The following is a 19,308-nucleotide window of genomic DNA, read 5'->3' as shown; positions in this document are numbered from 1 at the left end:
TTCATCATGCACCGGCGCGTCCGTCAAAGAATGGATGCGCCGTGCTTTCTGTACCATCGAAGAATTCGGAGCTTGATAATGGCTGATGAACTGGAAAGACCAGATCGATAGCATGCGTTTGGACTTCCACTTCGCGCATCGGTTTTTCAAGGTTTTTTGAGATAGATTTCCGTATTTCCTTGTCAATCAACTTCTTAACGTCTTTTTTCTTCATTTTGTCTCCCTCGCTCACGCGCGAATACTTGTTACTTTTCCACCGCTAGACATGCGGATCAGACTCTATCGAAGGAAGAGACTCTGCCTGAAAAATCTGGTTCCCTGCAAACTCTTATGTTGTCGTTAAACTTGAAAGCAAAAAGCAAGACATGGCTGCTGTGCAGACATTGTCTTGCCGTGCGTTGGGGTTCCGTTGAAGATCGATCTAGTTGTTCTCGGCCGCTTCCAGTTGTGCTTGGCAGCCGCTAATTTTGTCGCTAACGCAGCTCTTGCCTTCGCCGATGCTTATCTTTTTGACGCTCTCTTTCACTTCCGCCATTTTGGGTAGCTTGACTGTTAGAACACCGTCTTTGTAGGCGGCTTCGACTTTATCTGCGTCGACTACATTTTCAGGCAAGCGGACTGTACGTGAGAACGAACCAAAGCGTCTTTCCATGCGATAAATGCCACGAGCATTTTCTTCGACCTCTTCCTTCTTCTCACCACTGATCGTGAGCGTGTCTTTTGAGAGAGATATATCGATGTCACTTTCGTTCATTCCCGGTAGCTCAAGTCTGACTTGAAATTCCCTTTCGGTTTCATGTAAGTCCAATGCAGGAGTGAAATCTTGGGAATCAGTACCGTTCAGCTGCACAGGTGTCAGGTTGAAAGCGCGTTCGAAAATTCTCTCAACATCTTGCCAGGGTGCACCGTAACCAGCCATAAGGCGAGGCAAAGAATAAAGTTCAGATTGTCTCGGAACTGTTCTTCGGCGTTGAACGATATTATTCAGGGTCATAGTCAAGTTCCTCCGTTTTACTAATTTGCAAAATTTCTATAGTTCGTCAAGCCACACTGCACTGCCGATTTCCAAATTGTATTAATGGCTATGTAACGAGAAGTCAGCAGCTTCCATTCTCGCACCCCCGAAATTTAACTACCAAAGGTGTGTTAGTGATGAAGTTGTCGGTTGAGTCTGCGAGCGATTTGCATCGAACTCACACTATTTTTGATATCAGAAGTTTGTTTTAGTAGTCAGATTTTTAAACCAAATTTTTATGATTTGCACCGATATCGGACCAACTTGTCAGATTTGTGGAACCAGCAGAAGTAATCGTCCCTCTACATATATTGAAAGCACGTTCCATTTCGACGGGGCGACGAGGGCACATATGTACAAAATTTGTTCCAGGTGTCTGTTCCGAGTTCAGAGCTCAAAGATTGTTTGCACTACCTGCGGTGCAGTGGGCTTGTTTGTGGACAGCGTGCGGTCAATCGAGAGCACCGATCAGGAGCAATTGCGTTTTCATGCTTTCCTGAAGTTCTATAAGAAGAGAATGTGGCACTTGTTCGGCTTGGCACAACTTTTTCTTCGATCTAAGCTTCGCAACCATTGATTACGTAGTCGAGAATTTTTATGCAAAACAACAGAACAAAGACCGCACTGTTGCTTATTGATGTAATAAACGATCTGAACTTCCCAGAGTCCGATGCTTTTTTGCAGCAAGGGATCGCTGCTTCCATAAACATACTGAATATGCGCAATTACTGTCATAAAGCTGAGGTTCCTGTCATTTATGTCAACGACAACTTTGGCGTGTGGCGTTCTGACTTTGCGCAAGTAGTAAAGCATTGCACTTCGCAGTCGAGTAAGGGAAGCGAGATTAGCAATCGATTGGTTCCTTCAGCCAACGACTATTTCGTATTGAAGCCAAAACACTCCGGTTTTTATTGCACCTCATTGGATCCACTTCTAGAGTTTCTAATGTGTGAAACCCTGATACTTTGTGGATTCGCCGGCAACATCTGCGTTTTGTTCACAGGCAATGACGCGTACATGCGCGAATACAAAATAGTCGTCCCTGCTGATTGTATTGCTTCGAATAGCAAGACGGAAAATGATTGGGCCTTATTGCAAATGTCTACGCTGCTTAAAGCTGATACAAGGACAGCTGGGGAACTCATCGCTGCGAACTTTCTTGATTCGTTGACTGACAGTTGAATTTAACAGCGTTTTAGCCTAAACGTGTTAGGCTTAGACGCTGTTAAATTCACCAGGTGGGTTATGCAAGTCACTTTATATCGCTCGGTCGTCATCTCGCTTTTACTATCAGTTGCTCCTGCTCTTGCGGCCGGCAATGATTGGACTAAGTTCGCTCCGGAAACCAAGGATTTTGAGGTTGAAATGCCGGCTTCCGTTGATAGCCAGTCAAAGGATGCAAGAGGCATTAGTATTCGCATTTACAAAGCGACGAAAGGAACTCGAAATTTTGTAATCAGTGCCACGACCGTGCCGTCTGATGCAAAATCTGTCGAAGGATTTTTGGACGGTATCAAAGACAGTATCAAAGACGAAAAGGCAGATATTGTCTCGTCAACTCCCGCGGCTGGTACAGGTTGGAATGGATCACTGATCGAGGCGCAGAAAGGAGAGTCCAAATTCTGTTACCTGGTTTCGCACGCAAATGATGCGCCATTGGGATACACCCTTGTTACGAATGGTCCTTCGAATGACTCTCAAACGAAAGAATTTTTTGAATCGTTTGTTGTGCATATTCCCAAAGCTGATCCTTCCGACCAGACATTTGGTGGTCTTGTTGACCCTAAAAATGCTACTGCTGATACACCGTTCGAAGAGGGACGTCGGTTCGGAAAGATTATCGGTTTGACTATTCCGTTCTTTGTTGCCCTCTTACTTGCGCTGTTCGTCAGAAAACTGCTTAAGAGAAAGAAATACCAGTAGACACTCATGACCGAAGATTCCGCACAAAAGTTCGATTTTGGAAAGATCAGTGTTACAGCTAAATTAGTCGCGTTCTTTCGTGGATTCTCAGATATTCCTTTTGCTTCTGAGGTGGCTGAGCTCATTGGCGCTGAAGACGCGGTGCGGAAGATTGTAGAGAAATCAGACATCGACATAATGCCTCGTCCGCGTTCCGCAGCTGATTTAAGCGAAACTGTTGATGAGAAGCATTATCAGCGCCGCGCTCAGATCTCCGACGGTGATATTTACGCGCCGTTGTTCGAAGCGCGTTACAAGAGCATCGCAGAATTGATACGACAGTCAGGGCTTAGACAGGTTCTCGAGTTGGCAAGTGGGTTTTCACTACGGGGTTTGGCGATGACAAGCGATCCGAACCTTGTTTATGTAGAATCAGATTTGCAAGAGCTCAATTCTGAGAAAAGAGAGCTTGTTCGCTCGATCCGCGCTAAGTTCAATTTGCCGGATCTTGGAAACCACCATTTAGCTGACGCTAACGCTTTAAGTCTTTCAGACCTGGAAGGTTTGATTGATTGCTTCAGCATCGATGAGAAATTGATAGTGGTCACTGAAGGTCTGCTTATGTACCTTTCAGTCGAAGAGCGGGCTCGCGTCGCTGAGAACGTTTATTCATTGCTCAAGCGATTTGGCGGTGGCGCCTGGATTACCCCTGACTTCACTACTCGTTCTCTTGCAGATAATGTCCCTGACGCAGTCAAACGTTTCCGCAGTGCGATTCTGGGGAGGACTGAAAGACAGCTTTTCGAGTCAGCTTTTGAAAATGAGACCGAAATGGAGCGCTTCTTTAGTTCGATGGGATTTCGAAGTGAATGCGAAAATCAGATGGATGTCGTTAAGAAATTATCTTGTGTCGAAGCTCTAGATATAAATCAGGCAATCTTAGATCGATTGAGACCGCGCATGAATTTGTGGACGCTAAAGCCGTCTTGATGATTGAGGCCTCTATGCATCGGGCTGGATTTGGCCAGTCGTGGCCACTGAGTAATTGGACGAGCTGATCGCCAGTTACTCTTTAGTTGAGTAATTGCGTATGCAGTTGGAAGGGCAATATTTAGTTTCAAACTCGTTTCGAAACTAAGTAATTGGTAAGAACTTGCCACAAAAATGCACTGAAAATGATGTGGTTCCGGTATAAACTTGAATCAGCATGTAATGCTCACTTTTGAATGTCTCCTGTTCTTGACATGTGCAGTTTGGGCTTGATCTGAGATCTAATGGATACAACTCACCCACATATTCCTGTCGATAGTTTGCTGGCTCTTTTGCTGGCGGCTTCTGCAACCGCTGTAATTGTTAAATGGGTGCGAGTTCCATATGCTGTTGCACTTGTTATTGCTGGTTTGAGTATCGGTATTTTTCGGGTCATGCCACCGATTACGATGACACCGGATCTGGTGCTAATGATATTCTTGCCTGCTTTGCTCTTTGAAGCTTCCTGGAATATGGATATAAAGGCATTAAGGCGCGATTGGCTTTCCATTAGTGTTCTGGCCACAATCGGTGTGATTGTGTGCATGTTCGCCGTGGCTGCCATTCTGCATTTTGTTGGTGGCATGAACATTCAGACTGCGTTGTTGTTCGGTGCAATGGTTTCTGCAACTGACCCTGTGTCAGTTGTAGCTTTGTTTAGAAAGATGGGCATCGACAAGCGTTTGACGATGATTCTTGAAGGTGAGAGTTTGTTCAACGATGGCACCGCCGTCGTTCTCTTTCGCATAGTTCTGGCAATTATTTTGTCCGGTGGTCACTGGTCAATTACTGATTCTGTGGTCAGCTTCTTCATCGTCGTGTTTGGCGGTGCTGCTCTTGGGGCGACGCTTGGTTACTTCGCATCACGAATTACCAGTGCTTTCGACGACCACTTGCTGGAAATTACATTAACCATGGTGACAGCATATGGTTCGTTTTTGTTAGCAGAACGGTTGGGTGTTTCACCGGTTATCGCCGTGGTGGGTGCGGGAATTGTTTTGGGCAACTACGGTAGTCGTACCGGCATGTCAGTTACGACCCGGTTGGCGGTCAATTCTTTTTGGGAGTATGCCGCCTTTCTCGTCAATTCCTTGCTGTTCTTGTTGATTGGTCTGCAGATCAATGTAGATTTGATTCAGAAACATTCTCAGCTTATCGCTTATGGCGTACTGGCAGTTCTTGTTTCCCGGATGTTGGTCGTGTATGGGTTGTGTCCCTTCGTTTCCAGTAAGCGATTACCTATCCCTGATGCATGGCGGCATTTGCTTGCATGGGGCGGTCTAAGAGGTGCTCTGGTAATGGCAATGGCGTTGAGCTTGCCGTTAGATTTTCCAGATCGTGAAGCGGTTATAAATCTTACTTTCGGTGTTGTTTTATTTACGCTTCTCGTTCCTGGTTTGACAATGGGTACTTTGGTTCGATTGCTAGGCATGATGACCAAGGATCAAGAACTCAAAGACTATCAAAAGTGTCAATCGTTGCTTTCTGTGTATAAGGCAGAATCAAAACGCATTGAAGAAATGAGAGCTGGCGGACAGATATCATCTGAGATTTACGAAGTTCTCAATGAAAAGAACAAAGTTCGCACCGTGCAGACCGAGGCTGAGCTGACAACAGTTTCACTTACTGCTACTACGATTCAGGATCTCCATCTCAGGCAAACTCAGCTCGAACTGGCCAAATTCCGTAAAGAAAAGTTGGCGCAACTTGTCAAAGAAGGAAAGTTATCGGAAGAAGCACTGCATGAAATTAGAGTAGAGGTCGACGCTGAAATCGAAAGCCTGGAAGCTGGGTCTAATAGTCATAATCAGCCTCACAGCGTGGAAGGTTGAGCACAGGATGTTTACTTCAAAGACATTAGCTTCGCCGTCACGTTACATGAATTCTCGGTCGGCGGCTCACGTCCGGTTCTGCTTCGCGCAGAATTTCGCGTGTTACCGGACCGGTCAGACCCACTCCAAGAAATAGATATTTCAGGGTTGAGAAAATCGGATTGCCTTCGCTCCAGTATAGAAAAGCGTGGGGCACCAGCCCTGTTTGATCGCGGATGGCAAACAAGATTGAAGCAATAGCATTTGGTGCGGCTGCGCTGGAACAGCGAAATACATAATTGTCATCAATTTTTTCGGCGGTGACGAGCAGTTGCTTTTCGGAAAAATCGGAGGCATCGTTTATGGTGATTTCTAGAAATACCAGATCTGGTGCTTCGATCAGATCTAGATAGTGAAGGGCGCGTGCTTGTTTATCGCAGAAGCGATAGTCGTATTTGCCTGGAGTGTGGGCAACAATGTGCATCACCGCGTTCTTGTGTTTTTCTATAACTTCGGTGGCAGTTTCATCGAATTTGACTATCTGTGTGCGCAGCTCTGTCGACCTGACAGCCCGGGAAATTAACGAGATCGTAAAAATGCAGGCTATAAAGAAGCAAGCTATCTTCAGTCCCTCAGGTCTCTGGAAAATGTTCATTATTGTCGTATAGATGAAAATTGCCGAGATTGAGAGATAGAAAGCGCGGTTTCCTTTCTTCTCTTTCGGTATTGAGAAAAATACAGCCACTGCTGCTGAGCTCATCAAGACCAGAACGCCGGTCGCATATGCTCCGCCTTGGGCATCGACGTCGGCTTTGAATAGGTAAGTCACTACATATGATACTAAGCCAAAGAATATGACCAGCGGCCTTGTGGCTTTTGCCCACGTCGGCGCCATTCCGAACCGAGGCAAGTAGCGAGGCACCAGACTGAGCAGACCGGCCATGGAAGAGGCTCCGGAAAACCAGAGGATGGCGATTGTCGATATGTCATAACAGGTTCCATAAATGCTGCCCAGATATTTGTGAGCGATGTATGCAAGTGCTCTTCCATTTGCTTCACCACCGGGCTGGAACGCAGCTTGTGGGATCAGCAGCGTGGTCATCAGACTGCTTAAAAGCAAAAAGCTTGACATGATTAAAGCGGCTGAAGTAAGCAGCTTCTTCGTCTTGTGAATTCGGTCTTCGAGAGATTTTTCCTTGCCTCCTGAATCATCCGTTTTTATGATTGGCATAACAGTGACGCCGGTTTCAAAACCCGACATACCCAGTGCCAACGCTGGAAATACTATGAGCGAACGAATCGTCATGTTCAACGGACTTTTGAATGTTTCGAGCAAATGAGATTGCCACTGATTCCACAGGTCAGGTGTTTTAGCAACTTCATAGCATCCGATAATCGAAACACCGACGTTGAGCACCAGATATGATGCGACGATTGCCACTGCTACTTGTACAGCCTCTTTGAAGCCCTTCAAGAAGACAAGCGTGAGAACGGTCAATAGTGCAATTGTTACACCCATGCGATTTTGAAGGAAGGCATAGAAATTTTGCTCACTAATCAACTGTTTTACGTAAGTGTTTTCGGCAATATGGGCTGCCGCATCTGCTGTCGACAGGGTGATGGTGATGATAAAATCGGTGGCTGCAAAACCGAGCAAGCAAAGAATAAGTGCTTTGCCAATCCACCCCGGCACAAGTTTTTCCAGCATGGAAATACTGCCCTGTCCGTAAGGGCTTTTCTCTGCAACCCTTTTGTACATGGGCAAAGCGCCCAAGAGGGTGAGCAACACCAGCACGACTGTTGCTTGTGGAGCTAACAAACCTGCTGAAATTGCTGCTATTCCTGGCGCATATCCCAGGCTGCCGAAGTAGTCAAGCCCGGTTAAGCACATGACGTTATACCAGGGCGATTTCTCATCGCGAACCTTGGCGCTTGGTTGCATGCCCTCAAAGAACCAGGCGCGGAAATCTCTTTTGAACGAAGAATCGTTGGTTTGTTCGAGCGTCATTGAATGGTAAGTTCCGGATCTCAATTGTTCAGTCGGCAACAAGAACATGATACCCGTTGGATCACTTTATCTCATCAATAAACAATCAATTATCGGTGTTTGCCGTTAGTGACGATCTCTGGGAAGTCAACTCGAATGCAAGTGCCTTTAGAGGCAGGACCAGTGGTTATGTCAACAAGTGCATTGTGACTGGCTGCTATTTCACGTACGATCGCAAGACCAAGTCCCGTGCCGGGCTTGTCAGTGCCTGGCATGCGATAGAAGCGTTCGAAGACGCGACCTCTTTCTTCCGGCGGAATTCCAGGTCCATCGTCTTCAACAAGCACGGAAGCATGTCCCTCTTCATTTATGACTTTTACTGTTACGTTGCCGCCGGGTGGTCCATAGATAACCGCGTTTTCAATCAAGTTCGCTATCAGTTCGTCTATAGCATTGGGATCGCCGTAGACAAGCGCCGGATCTTTGGCTGACAGAAACTCGATATCGATTTTCTTTTTCAACGCCTGTGGTACATGTGCTGCCGACATTACCGAAGCGGATGTGTTTAAATCGAAAACTGTGCTCGTGCGTGTTGCGGCAACATGAGGTTCAGAGCGAGCCAGGGACAGCAGTCGGTTCACTAGTTTACTCATGCGATTCACCCCCGCATCCAGGTCATCCAGCACGCTGTGGATAGATAGATCACTGGTTGTCTTTCTGGCCAGATCGCAATAGGTCCCAAGCACCGCAAGCGGTGTGCGTAACTGGTGGGCGGCATTGGAAATGAATCTCTCTTGCATGTCCCGGTCGTCTTTCAGCTGTTTGAACATGCGATTCAATGCTTTGATGAGCGAGTTGATTTCGACTGGTTCCTCTACATCTATCGGGCTGAAATCGCTTGGTCCTCTTGCCTCCACTGCTTTCTCAACTCGCATTAGCGGTAGCAGACCGCGTTTCACACCGAACCAGATCGAGGCGGCACCACTAATAATTAGCAGCAGTTGAGCAAACAAAATGCTCATTGTGATTTGCCCGGCTAATTCTGTGCGAGTATTCCGCGTTTCCGCCGCTTGCACGATGACATGATCGAATTGAAAATCGGGAGTCGGCATAGAGAAGCAAACCACGCGCATCTGTTTGCCTTTAATTTGTACAGTTCTGAATGTCGGTTCCGCTGTGTTTGTATCCGCTGCCTCTGGAGCCGGAAGTCGTGGATCTCCCGAGATGTTTTTTCCGTCTGGCGAAAGCACCTGGAATGAAAAGTCGTCACGATTGTTGTGTCGTAAGATTGCCAGGGCGGCAGGTGGGAGATCGACGGTCAAGTTGCCATCGTGTATTTTTATTCGAGCCACTACTGAGTCGGCCGAATTGAGCAGCTGTTTGTCATAAATGTTTCGGGCTAATTGCAAACCGAGGAAATTAGCAACGATACTGCTTACGATGGCCAGACTGAGGAGTGGAATTAAAAGCCACAAAAGTAATTGCCGACGGATAGAGGCAGGCTTTCGCATCGTTATTCAATAATAAATCCGAGTCCTTTGACGGTTTGAATAATGCAGCCTGAATCATCAATCTTCTTTCGCAACCGGTGAATGACTATGTCGAGAGCATTCGTGGTCATATCTTTCTCCAGATTACTTAGATGCTCAATCAAGTCTGTTTTCATAACCACACGTCCTTTGCGCTGCAGGAGCATCTCTAGAACGAGAAACTCACGAGAGGAGAGCTCCAGTGGCTGTTCATCAATGAAAAATTTATTCGCATGAGTATCGAATAGCAGGGAGCCAACTCTTATTGCCATACGATTGCCCCACTTCTCTTTGCGCAGAAGTGCGCGAATTCTTGCTTCCAGTTCTCCCATGTTGAACGGTTTGCACAGATAGTCGTTCGCACCCAGGTCGAGCCCGCGTATCCGATCGTTGGGCGCGTCTCGTGCGGTAAGAATTAGAACAGGTAGTGCTTTTCCCTCTCGCCGTAAATTTGCAAGCAGAGTCAACCCGTCCATATCGGGCAAACCAAGATCTAGAATGACGAGGTCATATTGGTTGGCTAACATGGCTGCTTCAGCGTCTAAACCATTGTGTGCTTGATCGATTTTGTAGCCGTTGTGACGAAGAGTTCTCGATAACCCATCGGACAAAAACTGATCGTCTTCTGCTAAAAGTATGTACACCATAGTCGTAGTTTGGTCGCCGATGGGATTGTCAATTAGTTCTCTCAAGTTCATTTTACTCTACTCTGGCTTTCCGCTTAACTACACACTTTTTCCGCAACGACGCTGGCCCGTGGCACATACAAACGCAGCAATTTCTGCCACCATTCGTGGAGCAAGTTCTCTTCCAGCTGATCTTTGAGAGCGTGCATGCGACGGTACTTTTCGGTTTCACTCATCAGTAGGCAGTCATTTATACTTATTGCCAAGGAATATTTGTCGGTCGGATCTATCGACACGCATCCGTTTTTCAATTCATGCCAGGCCCCAGCCGATTTCGATAGCGCCAGCACCCCGGGAACGCCTTGCTGACAGGCTGCGAATTCTTTTGCTGTCAAATTCAGACCGTCGCGAAGCGGATTGACCAGCATCACGTCAGCTCGACTGTACAGTTGAGCTAGCCCCTCGCTTCCTATTGGATCCTCTAGCCAGAGCAGAGGTTGCCATGTTGAGCTGGCGAATCGAGCGTTGACCGCGTCGGCTTGCAGTCGGCACCTTTGCCAATACTGATCGAATTCGATCAGTCCAGGTCGCGATCGGGCCCCGATTTGTACAAACTGGATGTTTTCATGCCATTCCGGATACATCTCAAGAAACAGGTCTATCGTTTCGAAGCGCTCCAGCATGCCTTTTGTGTAATCACAGCGATCGACGCTGAGAACCATTGAAGTTTGCGGTTGCTTTGGAAAGGTTGGTTTTGTCTCCCGGACTATTCTTCTCCAGTAGTCCATGTCAACACCTAAAGGCGCGACCACAAACATGGTTGTTGCTCTTGCCCTGTTCTTCCCATGCTTCAGTGAAATTGACTGCGCAGTTCTCTCCACATGCAAATGATCCAGGTGTGCTTCTACAAAATTGAAAAAATTGTCTACGTACTCCTGTGTATGAAAGCCTATGACTCGTGCATTCATGAGACAAAGCGCGAGCTCTGTCAAAGGTTCCACATGTTGAGCAAGAACATGTTTTGGCCAGGGGATGTGCCAGAATACCAGACTATCTGAGTCTTGCTGCAGCAAGCGAGGCATAATCGCAAACTGATAATCGTTGATGAACCAGATATCGCCTTCTAGTTCAATTTCCTGCGCTTGCGCGGCTACTGCCCCGTTGAAGGCGCGATAACAGCGGCGCTCAAATTCGCTGTAATGTGCGAATTGTGGAAGGTCATGCAGGACCGGCCACAAAAAATTGTTGCAGTAACGATAATGATTGTCCTTAATCTCGTTGCTGAAGGAACTTACTGTTTGCTGTGCTTGACTGGAGTGACGACATAATCGATCGTCTTTCAAGTACCACCAGTTCATGCCGGTTTCTCTGGTGAACATATGCCCGAGAGCGCTTGAAACACCTCCTGCGGCATTTGGTCCACGGTAGGAGAGCATTTGCACTATTGGTACCTCTCGATGCTGCCTTGTTCTGTGTCTGATGTTCTCAGTGGGGAGTATGGTTTGCAGTTAAATAACGAGGCTTGCTCAGCTTCATCACTTTCCTGCTCTTCTAAAAGTGATTTCAATCTGACGCCGATCGAGTAGGCGAGGAAGGGTTGATTGCGTTCTTGCGCGTCGTTCATCGTGTCTCCTCTGGATATCTGTTTTCAAGGTAGTCAATGAATTTTTCAAATACGTTTCGAATAGACACATTCCGAAAACGCTGAAACGCTCACTATTTCTAGTTATCCAGTGACGAAGCTTTCAAAAGCGTTTCTTTTGGCCAGTCCGGCGGAAGAAAAGTCTGAAATGTTCGCTGTTTACACAGTGGAAATCGAAACTCGTTAGAAAAGAAGCACTGGCAATCTCGATTTAGATCACATGGGAGGGAGTGTTACGGCTGAGATTACTCCGGCAGCGCAAGCATTCATAAGGCAGCACATTAAGGCGGTCTGGCAACTCGAGCTACTTCTGTATCTCAAGAAATGCGAGAAGGCGCTAACTATTGTTGAGGTATCAAGGGCATTGCAGCTCGAGCCGCGAGCGGTTGAAGACTGCCTGAGAGATTTTGCCGAGCAAAATATTTTGCATGTAGATCATGAGCATCGCTACAAGTACCTGCCGAAAGCTACTTTATCTAAAGCAATCGACGAAACTGCTAAAAGCTACAATGAACGCCGAATTTCAGTGATCAACTTCATCTACGCACAGCCCATAGGTAACTTACCTGAGGTGTGATAGAGCTACTTAATGCCGCCCATCAGTTTTTTAATCGTAGGCACCAGCAATGCCATCAGTCCTGTCGCCACCATGGCCGATACTGCCATTGCTCCAAACAGCGTGTTCATGCCGCTGATGTTCTTTTCATCGAAAAATCCGCTTAAACTGCCGGCGACGTAATTGCCGATTGAAATGCTCAGATACCAGGCGCCCATGGTTAATGAGCCAAACCGGGCTGGTGCCAGTTTAGTTACCGTACTCAGTCCTACAGGGCTCAAGCAAAGTTCACCCAGGCATTCAAGCAGGAATACACCAACCAGCCACAGCGGACTTACTTTGTCGTGCGCCGCTAACATACTTGCAGGCACCATAAGCGAAATGCCCAGCCCGAGAAGAAAAATTCCAATGCCGAATTTGGATGGTGCCGTCGGTTGTTTTTCGCCGAGTTTGAGCCATATCCACGAAATTATCGGTGCGAAAATTATGATGAATAGTGCTTGAAAGGTTTGCAACCAGGTAGATGGAAATGACCAACCGAAAATTGTTGTGTTAACGCACTTACTGGCGAAAATGTTGAGGCTCGATCCGCCCTGTTCGTAAATGGCCCAGAAGAGAATATTGAAAAGGAAGAGCAGACCGATAGCACCAATTCGTCTCCATTCATCTTTGCTTAAGAACTCGCCGTTGGTTTGCTTTTTGTCCGACTCTGCGGCTTCAGATCTGGCGATTTTTAACCCGGCGTTACCGAGCAGTCGGGCGTTCAAAAGAAAGATGATCAGCCCCACAACCATACCAATACCTGCCGCTGCAAAACCGAAATGCCAGCTGATGTGAGGCGATACTCCGATGCTGGTTAGCCATGTTTTGAACTCTGTTCCTTGAGCCAGGTAACCGCAAACGAGCGGTGCAAACATGGCGCCGAGATTGACACCCATATAGAAAATGGAGAACCCGGCATCGCGTCTGACATCGCCAGGACCATAGAGTGCACCGACCATAGTTGCCATGTTTGGCTTGAGCAGCCCGGTGCCGAGGACAATCATGAGCATGCCGAGAAAAAGTGAAGTGGTGCTTGGAAAAGCAATAGTGAAATGACCGAGTGCAATGACGATGCCGCCAATTAAAACTGCGCGGCGAGCACCAAAAACCTTGTCTCCGAGAAAGCCGCCCGGCAGCGCGCTCAGGTAGACTGCCATTGTATAGAGACCGTAGATTTGTCCAGCTTGAGCATTTGTCATGGCGAGCCCGCCATCGGCTACTGCTGTCACCATATACAGTACCAGGATGGCACGCATTCCGTAATAGCTAAAGCGTTCCCACATCTCAGTGAAAAAGAGATTGAACAAGCCTTTCGGGTGCCCAGCGAAGGTTTCTTCAGCGATTGCTGGATAATCGGTAACGGCGGTCATGTCAAGAATTGCTCCACGCCCAAGCTTGAGTGATTTTCACTCAGTATAGAAGCATTTTTCTTTTCGCCGTCGCTATTTACGCAATGCTTCGATTGTCGAGGCAGTGACAGGAGTGGTCAAGGAGTGGGCTGGTCCTTTCGTGCGGCTTAGCACTCCCACCAGTTCGCCTGCTTTGTTGAAGGTCGGTCCACCCGAATTGCCCGGATATACCTGAGCATTTTGTTCGATTACAGGTCTGCCGGTGTCTTCGCCACGTACAACTTCGCTGAACTGGCTGACATAAGGGTGACCTGGAATATTGCTGACTTCGCCAAAGGTGTTGATCAGTTGGTTCGTTCCAAGCGATTTGCCAGGTGATGCATAGACACTCGTTGAGTACTCGGGCGAACCAAGGGTAACAAGCGGCTCTCCGGTACGGGTGCTGCTCAAGTCTTCTGCAACTTTGACGGGCTTACACACACGCTCTGTCTCGGCACCGGTTTTTACAGACAGTAGGGCAAGATCCTGGCTCGGATCCAGTTTTTTCACTGTGGCAGGAAACTTTTCACCGGCTGCCGTGATTACGGAAACAGACGAGACTTTCTTGTCGACATTAAGCCCGTTTGTGACGTGAGCATCAGTCAAGACGAGACAGGTGCCCTTCTCCTGACCCACTATTACGCCGCTGCCCTTGCGAGGACCACTCTCACTTTTTGCATTGATCTGTACGGTTTGATCTCTATGCTGCTTATAGATCGACACTGCCAGAGGGTCTTTCGTGGAGTTTGTATATTCGCATCCTTTGCTTTCTTTCCCGGGCTGCAAAACAGGAATTTCACCGGACCTGGGCGATACCTTACAAGCCACGTTTCTTCTGTCAGTGACGTTTTTCTTGAGCAGCTCTTCGATGGAATCGTACGTTAACTCTTTAGGTTGCTCGGAAGGAACGCGTGCACCTTTTCTGGGGCGATCGTGCGCGTTTCTTTGAAGTTCGATCACGTCTATATTGGGCGCGGCGTGCTGTTCGGCTCTGCGCTGAGCTTCGGGACGTATGTCTAATGGAGCGTTTGATGCCACGGCACACCCCTGGGTTCCTGGTAAGATGGCGCCCGCCCATTTGCGGAAATGATCTGGTTCGGGCGTGATTGAACAATATCTGAGCGGTCTTACGAATTTATTACCAAACTGTAGGTTCGCGATTTCTTACGTCCCCAGTGCGCATGATTTGGGTGCGTCGTGTGCAGAGTCGACGCCAGAGGACTACACCTGATTAATTCGGTCCATTCGAACCGGCAACGGGCTGTAAAGCGGCGGGAGACTTATTCTGGCGGGAATAGAGGTAGTGGGCCGTTTTCTGTGGAGTGGCAGTCATGCCTCCAGAGTTTGAAATCCCTAAAGCCACTGCTGACAAGCATGACAGTGATTCGGTGCTGGAAACTTTCGGCAAATCGCTGATCAATTCCGCGATTCAGAATCCCATCAACAGCCTCAGTCAGATAGGAAGCGAGGTATCCGGTCTGAAGCTGCCGGAGTTACACTACTTCGACCCCTATGTTTCTTCTGACGGCACCGCCAAATTCGCCCAGCAGGCCGGCAATGTTGTTGGCATGCTCGTGCCATTTATGGTCGCCCACAAAGCAGTCGGGTTTGGCGCTTCGAAATTGAATATTGAGTTCACTGGTTCTATGCTATCCCGCACTGGCGAGCAGGCAGCGACCGGCGCACTTATGGGTTTTGCGCTTACTCCATCAGACGATGGTTTTAGCGGACGCCTGAAAAACGGTCTTGTCGATGCCGGTACTTTCGGCGTTATGGGTGCTGCAAGTTCGAAACTTGCGTCCAGCTTTGCATCGACTGGCGAACTTCCACTCGCAAGTCGCATCATGCGCAGCTCACTTTTTGGAATAGGCAGCGGTATTCCGGGTGGTTTTACGAACGCGGAGTTGAATTCAATAGTGCACAAAGGCAAACTTGCCTCTGGAACAGAGCTGCGTGATGACATCGCTTCTTTCGCTTTACTTGGTGCCGCTTTTGGTGGCATAGAGGCATTTGGAAAGAAGAGTGAGATTGCTTCGCCGAGTGAAATGCGGGCAAGATTTCCCCGCTATTCCGAACAACAACTTGATATTGGTAGGACTGCTGTCAGAAATGAACTGGCACAGGTGAAAGCCTCTGCTGAGGATGGGCGCTCGATCAGTGTCTGGGATAAGTTTAACGACTCGAACCTTTCCGATGCACAGAAGGAGCGTGTATTGAATGCACTGGCTGCGGTGCGTGAGAATCATGTTTCAACTCGCCAGCGTGATGGCTCTATAGATCCGGATCAGGAGAAGAACTGGATTCACACTCAAGGTGAATTCGGGCGAAATATCGATTCCGCTCAGAGAATGGGTCTCACTCCTGAGCAGACCGAAGATTCCCTGATTGGATCGATGTTTTCAGATGCGGTCAAACACAAATCCAACTTTATGGTGCACCATCGTGATGGGCGTGAAGGGGCACTGGCTTTTCTTTCATTCATGAAGGAGCAGGGGCTGAGTCCAGAGCGAGTTAACGGAATCGGCAACATGATTTTGGAGCACCAGATCGGACCACCTGGATTTATGCGTATGATCTACGCAAACAATATTGCTGCTGATTTAAATCTGACCAGAGGAAACGAGCTTTCAGCAGTCTCTGAAAAGCCTGCCGGTCAGAGATCAGCGAGCGAACAAGCTGAGTTGGAGAGGCTACAAAGATTGTCCAACGAGTATGATTCGCGTGCCTCTCAATTGGCAAGTTTCAACGGCTCCGGAGCCGAGTGGGCACAGTTGGCAACCAGACAGGCTTTTGGACGGTTCGTCAGTGACGAAGAGGCGGCGGCGATCACTTCACTTGGTGAGAAGATTGCCAAACCTCTAGACCAGAGAGTTGTCGATACTGCATATGGTGGCAAAGCGGTCGAGCTGACCGACCTGGAACGTTCTCTTTTGCAACGAACCGGCAACGATAATTGGTACGTTCCGCATGAAAGCACGCCCTGGTACGCAGCCTCGAGATCCCTTATCAATGCTGATTCGATCGATAATTACGCCACTCCTGGTGGATTTAGCAAGTTAGTAGGCATGAATGGTCCGGAGACCGACATATTTTTCCGTGACAAAACAATGAACGAGTCCCTTGCCAGTCCACGACGCAGTTTTGGATTCGCTTACGACATTATGACTCCTGAAGGAAAAGCTCTGGCCGATGCAGAGTTAGCAAAAACGGACCAGGCGATCGAACGTGCTCGTGAACGAACCGAACAGTGGTTGCGTGAAGAACTTAAGGTGCCTGCCGGTGAGCCATTGCCTGACATTCCATTTTGGAATTCGGAACTGGCATATCCGGACCGTGGACCGTTGGAAAATGAGTGGTGGAAGCTTCACAAAATTTCTGAGCGAACGCCGGAGCAACAGCAACGCTGGAGTGAGCTTCGATATGTAGGTTTGACACCAGAGCAGGTCGACCAATTCCTCTTTGCCAAGCGCATTCGTGAGCAAATGGTTGATGAACTGCGACGCGAACAGAGAGTTGATGGCAGCCTTCCGCCAGACTATCTGCCGGTTATGCGCAGACCGCCGTTGCCTTCTGTTCAATAATTTAAATGCTTACGGGAAACGCCTTAAGCAACTCCTGAGCGATCATCAGATAAATCGGTATGCCAATCGTTACGTTGTACGAAAAGGTCAGACCCAGTGATGCAGCCAGGGGCAATGTGGGGCTCGATTCAGGAATGGCCAGTCGTTGAATTGCCGGCAAGGCAATATAGGATGCTGATCCACATAGCACAGCAAACAAGACGTATGTGCCGAGCTGGAGCGGTTGGTTGGCGACATGACTGAACAGGCTCGCGATGCACATCCCAGCAATGGCGAATACATTTGGTGCTATTAAGCCGAAAAGCACAAAGCGCCAGTTCGCGTTTCTCAAGTCTTGCAGTCTTCTGGCAGCCGTCATGCCCATCTCGAGTAAGAAGAGGCAGAGCATACCTTGAAATAGATTGACAAAAAGTTGGTCACTGGGCTGAGCGACTGTGTAACCCTGGCTGCGGCTCAGGAAGCCGATTATGATGCCGCCGAATAATAGAGCGATTCCCGGGTTGAGAAAAACTTCTCTGAGTACGAGGGATGGATTGGGGTCGTAGTTGCTCAATGGGCTTACTGACAGGGGCATGCCATCTCTTCTTCGCGATCTGAAACTTGCTGGTGCCGCGTAGTCATCACCGCTGCGTCTTGATAGAGAATTTGCACGAGCACTAGAACCGTTCACGACTTCGCTTGCTATTCCAACTCCGCTTGCACCTTCGCTTCTGATACCGACACCGACTCCGAGTGCACTTCCGCTTCTGAATCCTGCTCCAACTAATTCTTTTGATACGAGCGCGGTTGCGCCGGCAATTTGCGGACGAACAGTGTCGTCGATAGACGCACTATGTCCTCCTATCGTGGCAGCGCTTTCAGTGTGACTTTCAGGCATGGCATCGGAGTCGTAACCATATTCACCCGGCATATTGCCGTGGGCATCCATGTATCCTTTGCGCAATTTCGAGACTATGTACAGCCCGACAAGACATCCTGGAATTTCCATAACAGCCAACATCACCGGCATGTAAGCAGCGAAAGCGATGTGCGCCGCTTGCAGCACTCCCAGGCACGTGACAAATGTACCTGCTGAATCGGAACCGTAAAATGCTGCTACCGTGGCTGAGTCTATGCGACGCATCTTCGGAATTATTGCCCGCAGGATGAAGTAGGCAGCAACAGTTACAACAGCGTTTGTTATGAACCCAATCACCATAAAACTTACTGCTTGCGCCATCGTACCACCACTAAGCGCCGCCAGTTCCTCACCGCCGTTCCACCCAATCGCCAGCAACAGGTATATTGTCAGTCCTTGATAAACAGGCTGAGGAAATTCAAAGGCTATCTTCAGGAGCGCGATTGCAAAGCCCAAATAGAAAAATAGAAGTAGAGGTTTGAACAGATTCGTGCGAAAGTTGTCCCAGAAACTTTCGATAAGAGTTTTGCGCACAACTGTTATTGTCTTTGCTGTGCCATTTTGGCTTGCCACCACCGTGGCCTGGTCTCCGATTTTAAGATCAGCCAGGCTGGCAGGTAAGCCATTTATCATGACCGAAGTGTCATTTCCAACTGCGAAAGAGAATTTGTCGAGATAGTCGCTCGTGCATTTGAGATCGTTACTGTTACTGTTTACTACGATCGCCGATATCGCTCGAATTGCTTTGACTTCGGTTACCTTGCCGTCAGAATCGTTTATAAGTTCCAGAGCGTCTCCCGACTTCAAATCAGATACCGCAGCGAGAGCACCATTCAGTGTGATTCTTGTGTCAGGCTTGAGCGAAATTTCCTGGGCTTTCTCTTCCGGTGAAGCAGGAGCCAGAGTCAGGTGTGCCGCTCCTTCGGTTGCGTGTTCCAGCCTGGCGTTCATCGACGAAGCACCGTAAGGCTTAGCTACGACCCTGTCTTGCACAATCAGGTCGCTGTCGTATTGGTTTGGACTTTTGGCAGCATGTGCTTCTTGAACGAGGGGCAGGGTCAGTAAAAACACCGATAAAAGTAGAAATTTTGAGCGGCTAATGAAACTCATTTGACCTCCAGAACGAATCTGGCAAAAGGCGGATGCGATAATCCAAAAAGCTTGACGCAGGTCGATGCACACTTGCTGCTGCGAAATGATCTTGATTGAGTGACGGTGAGGAATTCGCTCAAAATTACACTCAGCGAAGTCTCGGAGTTAGCACAATATTAGTTCAACCTGCCTTCTTTGCAGCAGGTCGTA

General features: G+C 48.2%; 16 protein-coding genes. 6 read left to right on the top strand and 10 right to left on the bottom strand.

Going from position 1 to position 19,308, the window contains the following annotated elements; translation table 11 throughout:
- Nucleotides 1–4 precede the first annotated feature (4 nt).
- Nucleotides 5–214 (bottom strand): hypothetical protein, encoded by a 210-nt coding sequence (locus tag EKK48_26015; GenBank protein ID RTL36690.1) that lies wholly within the window; start codon nucleotides 212–214, stop codon nucleotides 5–7.
- A gap of 207 nt (nucleotides 215–421) precedes the next feature.
- Nucleotides 422–994, bottom strand: coding sequence for an Hsp20/alpha crystallin family protein (locus EKK48_26010; GenBank protein ID RTL36689.1), 573 nt, complete (start codon nucleotides 992–994; stop codon nucleotides 422–424).
- Between the two features lie 618 nt (nucleotides 995–1,612).
- Here EKK48_26010 and EKK48_26005 point away from each other — a divergent pair.
- From EKK48_26005 to EKK48_25990, 4 genes are all read left to right on the top strand, one after another.
- Nucleotides 1,613–2,197 carry a cysteine hydrolase gene (locus EKK48_26005; protein ID RTL36688.1) on the top strand — a complete coding sequence of 195 codons (585 nt, stop codon included), beginning with the start codon at nucleotides 1,613–1,615 and terminating at the stop codon, nucleotides 2,195–2,197.
- 63 nt (nucleotides 2,198–2,260) lie between these two features.
- Complete coding sequence (locus tag EKK48_26000) at nucleotides 2,261–2,938, top strand: hypothetical protein (protein ID RTL36687.1); 678 nt, start codon at nucleotides 2,261–2,263, stop codon at nucleotides 2,936–2,938.
- Nucleotides 2,939–2,944: 6 nt separating this feature from the next.
- On the top strand, nucleotides 2,945–3,907 hold the full coding sequence (locus EKK48_25995; GenBank protein RTL36686.1) for a hypothetical protein: 963 nt from the start codon (nucleotides 2,945–2,947) through the stop codon (nucleotides 3,905–3,907).
- A 284-nt stretch (nucleotides 3,908–4,191) separates the two neighbouring features.
- On the top strand, nucleotides 4,192–5,778 hold the full coding sequence (locus EKK48_25990; protein ID RTL36685.1) for a Na+/H+ antiporter: 1,587 nt from the start codon (nucleotides 4,192–4,194) through the stop codon (nucleotides 5,776–5,778).
- A 37-nt stretch (nucleotides 5,779–5,815) separates the two neighbouring features.
- Here the strand turns inward: EKK48_25990 and EKK48_25985 are convergent, their stop codons facing one another.
- The 5 genes from EKK48_25985 to EKK48_25965 form a co-directional block, all read right to left on the bottom strand.
- A complete protein-coding gene (locus tag EKK48_25985; GenBank protein RTL36794.1) occupies nucleotides 5,816–7,699 on the bottom strand; it encodes an amino acid transporter in 1,884 nt (627 codons plus the stop codon).
- 155 nt (nucleotides 7,700–7,854) lie between these two features.
- Entirely contained in the window at nucleotides 7,855–9,255 is a 1,401-nt protein-coding gene (locus EKK48_25980; protein ID RTL36684.1) for a sensor histidine kinase, read from the bottom strand.
- Nucleotides 9,256–9,257: 2 nt separating this feature from the next.
- Nucleotides 9,258–9,917 carry a response regulator transcription factor gene (locus tag EKK48_25975; GenBank protein RTL36793.1) on the bottom strand — a complete coding sequence of 220 codons (660 nt, stop codon included), beginning with the start codon at nucleotides 9,915–9,917 and terminating at the stop codon, nucleotides 9,258–9,260.
- Between the two features lie 77 nt (nucleotides 9,918–9,994).
- Complete coding sequence (locus EKK48_25970; GenBank protein RTL36683.1) at nucleotides 9,995–11,341, bottom strand: hypothetical protein; 1,347 nt, start codon at nucleotides 11,339–11,341, stop codon at nucleotides 9,995–9,997.
- On the bottom strand, nucleotides 11,341–11,523 hold the full coding sequence (locus tag EKK48_25965) for a hypothetical protein (protein RTL36682.1): 183 nt from the start codon (nucleotides 11,521–11,523) through the stop codon (nucleotides 11,341–11,343). The genes EKK48_25970 and EKK48_25965 overlap by 1 nt, the downstream gene beginning before the upstream one ends.
- 238 nt (nucleotides 11,524–11,761) lie before the next feature.
- On the opposite strand from EKK48_25965, the gene EKK48_25960 reads away from it, so the two are divergent.
- Nucleotides 11,762–12,118 (top strand): hypothetical protein, encoded by a 357-nt coding sequence (locus EKK48_25960; protein RTL36681.1) that lies wholly within the window; start codon nucleotides 11,762–11,764, stop codon nucleotides 12,116–12,118.
- A gap of 5 nt (nucleotides 12,119–12,123) precedes the next feature.
- On the opposite strand, the gene EKK48_25955 is transcribed toward EKK48_25960, so the two are convergent.
- Nucleotides 12,124–13,509 carry an MFS transporter gene (locus EKK48_25955; protein RTL36680.1) on the bottom strand — a complete coding sequence of 462 codons (1,386 nt, stop codon included), beginning with the start codon at nucleotides 13,507–13,509 and terminating at the stop codon, nucleotides 12,124–12,126.
- A 72-nt stretch (nucleotides 13,510–13,581) separates the two neighbouring features.
- On the bottom strand, nucleotides 13,582–14,688 hold the full coding sequence (locus EKK48_25950; GenBank protein ID RTL36679.1) for a serine protease: 1,107 nt from the start codon (nucleotides 14,686–14,688) through the stop codon (nucleotides 13,582–13,584).
- Between the two features lie 170 nt (nucleotides 14,689–14,858).
- On the opposite strand from EKK48_25950, the gene EKK48_25945 reads away from it, so the two are divergent.
- Nucleotides 14,859–17,108, top strand: a complete 2,250-nt coding sequence (locus tag EKK48_25945; GenBank protein RTL36678.1) for a hypothetical protein — start codon at nucleotides 14,859–14,861, stop codon at nucleotides 17,106–17,108.
- A gap of 1 nt (nucleotide 17,109) precedes the next feature.
- On the opposite strand, the gene EKK48_25940 is transcribed toward EKK48_25945, so the two are convergent.
- Nucleotides 17,110–18,639 carry a sodium-dependent bicarbonate transport family permease gene (locus EKK48_25940; protein RTL36792.1) on the bottom strand — a complete coding sequence of 510 codons (1,530 nt, stop codon included), beginning with the start codon at nucleotides 18,637–18,639 and terminating at the stop codon, nucleotides 17,110–17,112.
- Nucleotides 18,640–19,308 lie beyond the last annotated feature (669 nt).

It is taken from the genome of Candidatus Melainabacteria bacterium, assembly GCA_003963305.1.
In the GTDB taxonomy this organism is placed as follows: Bacteria; Cyanobacteriota; Vampirovibrionia; order Obscuribacterales; family Obscuribacteraceae; genus PALSA-1081.
Note: the sequence above shows the minus strand (reverse complement) of the source record. Positions and strands in the feature narration are given on the sequence as shown.

Excerpts from the sequence above, each read along its gene's own strand:
- EKK48_25960 (RTL36681.1), top strand. The coding sequence starts at position 11,762 with ATGGGAGGGAGTGTTACGGCTGAGATTACTCCGGCAGCGCAAGCATTC.
- EKK48_25955 (RTL36680.1), bottom strand. The coding sequence starts at position 13,509 with ATGACCGCCGTTACCGATTATCCAGCAATCGCTGAAGAAACCTTCGCT.
- EKK48_26000 (RTL36687.1), top strand. The coding sequence starts at position 2,261 with ATGCAAGTCACTTTATATCGCTCGGTCGTCATCTCGCTTTTACTATCA.
- EKK48_26005 (RTL36688.1), top strand. The coding sequence starts at position 1,613 with ATGCAAAACAACAGAACAAAGACCGCACTGTTGCTTATTGATGTAATA.
- EKK48_25940 (RTL36792.1), bottom strand. The coding sequence starts at position 18,639 with ATGATAAATGGCTTACCTGCCAGCCTGGCTGATCTTAAAATCGGAGAC.
- EKK48_25995 (RTL36686.1), top strand. The coding sequence starts at position 2,945 with ATGACCGAAGATTCCGCACAAAAGTTCGATTTTGGAAAGATCAGTGTT.
- EKK48_25945 (RTL36678.1), top strand. The coding sequence starts at position 14,859 with ATGCCTCCAGAGTTTGAAATCCCTAAAGCCACTGCTGACAAGCATGAC.
- EKK48_26015 (RTL36690.1), bottom strand. The coding sequence starts at position 214 with ATGAAGAAAAAAGACGTTAAGAAGTTGATTGACAAGGAAATACGGAAA.
- EKK48_25980 (RTL36684.1), bottom strand. The coding sequence starts at position 9,255 with ATGCGAAAGCCTGCCTCTATCCGTCGGCAATTACTTTTGTGGCTTTTA.
- EKK48_25985 (RTL36794.1), bottom strand. The coding sequence starts at position 7,699 with ATGCAACCAAGCGCCAAGGTTCGCGATGAGAAATCGCCCTGGTATAAC.
- EKK48_25990 (RTL36685.1), top strand. The coding sequence starts at position 4,192 with ATGGATACAACTCACCCACATATTCCTGTCGATAGTTTGCTGGCTCTT.
- EKK48_25965 (RTL36682.1), bottom strand. The coding sequence starts at position 11,523 with ATGAACGACGCGCAAGAACGCAATCAACCCTTCCTCGCCTACTCGATC.
- EKK48_26010 (RTL36689.1), bottom strand. The coding sequence starts at position 994 with ATGACCCTGAATAATATCGTTCAACGCCGAAGAACAGTTCCGAGACAA.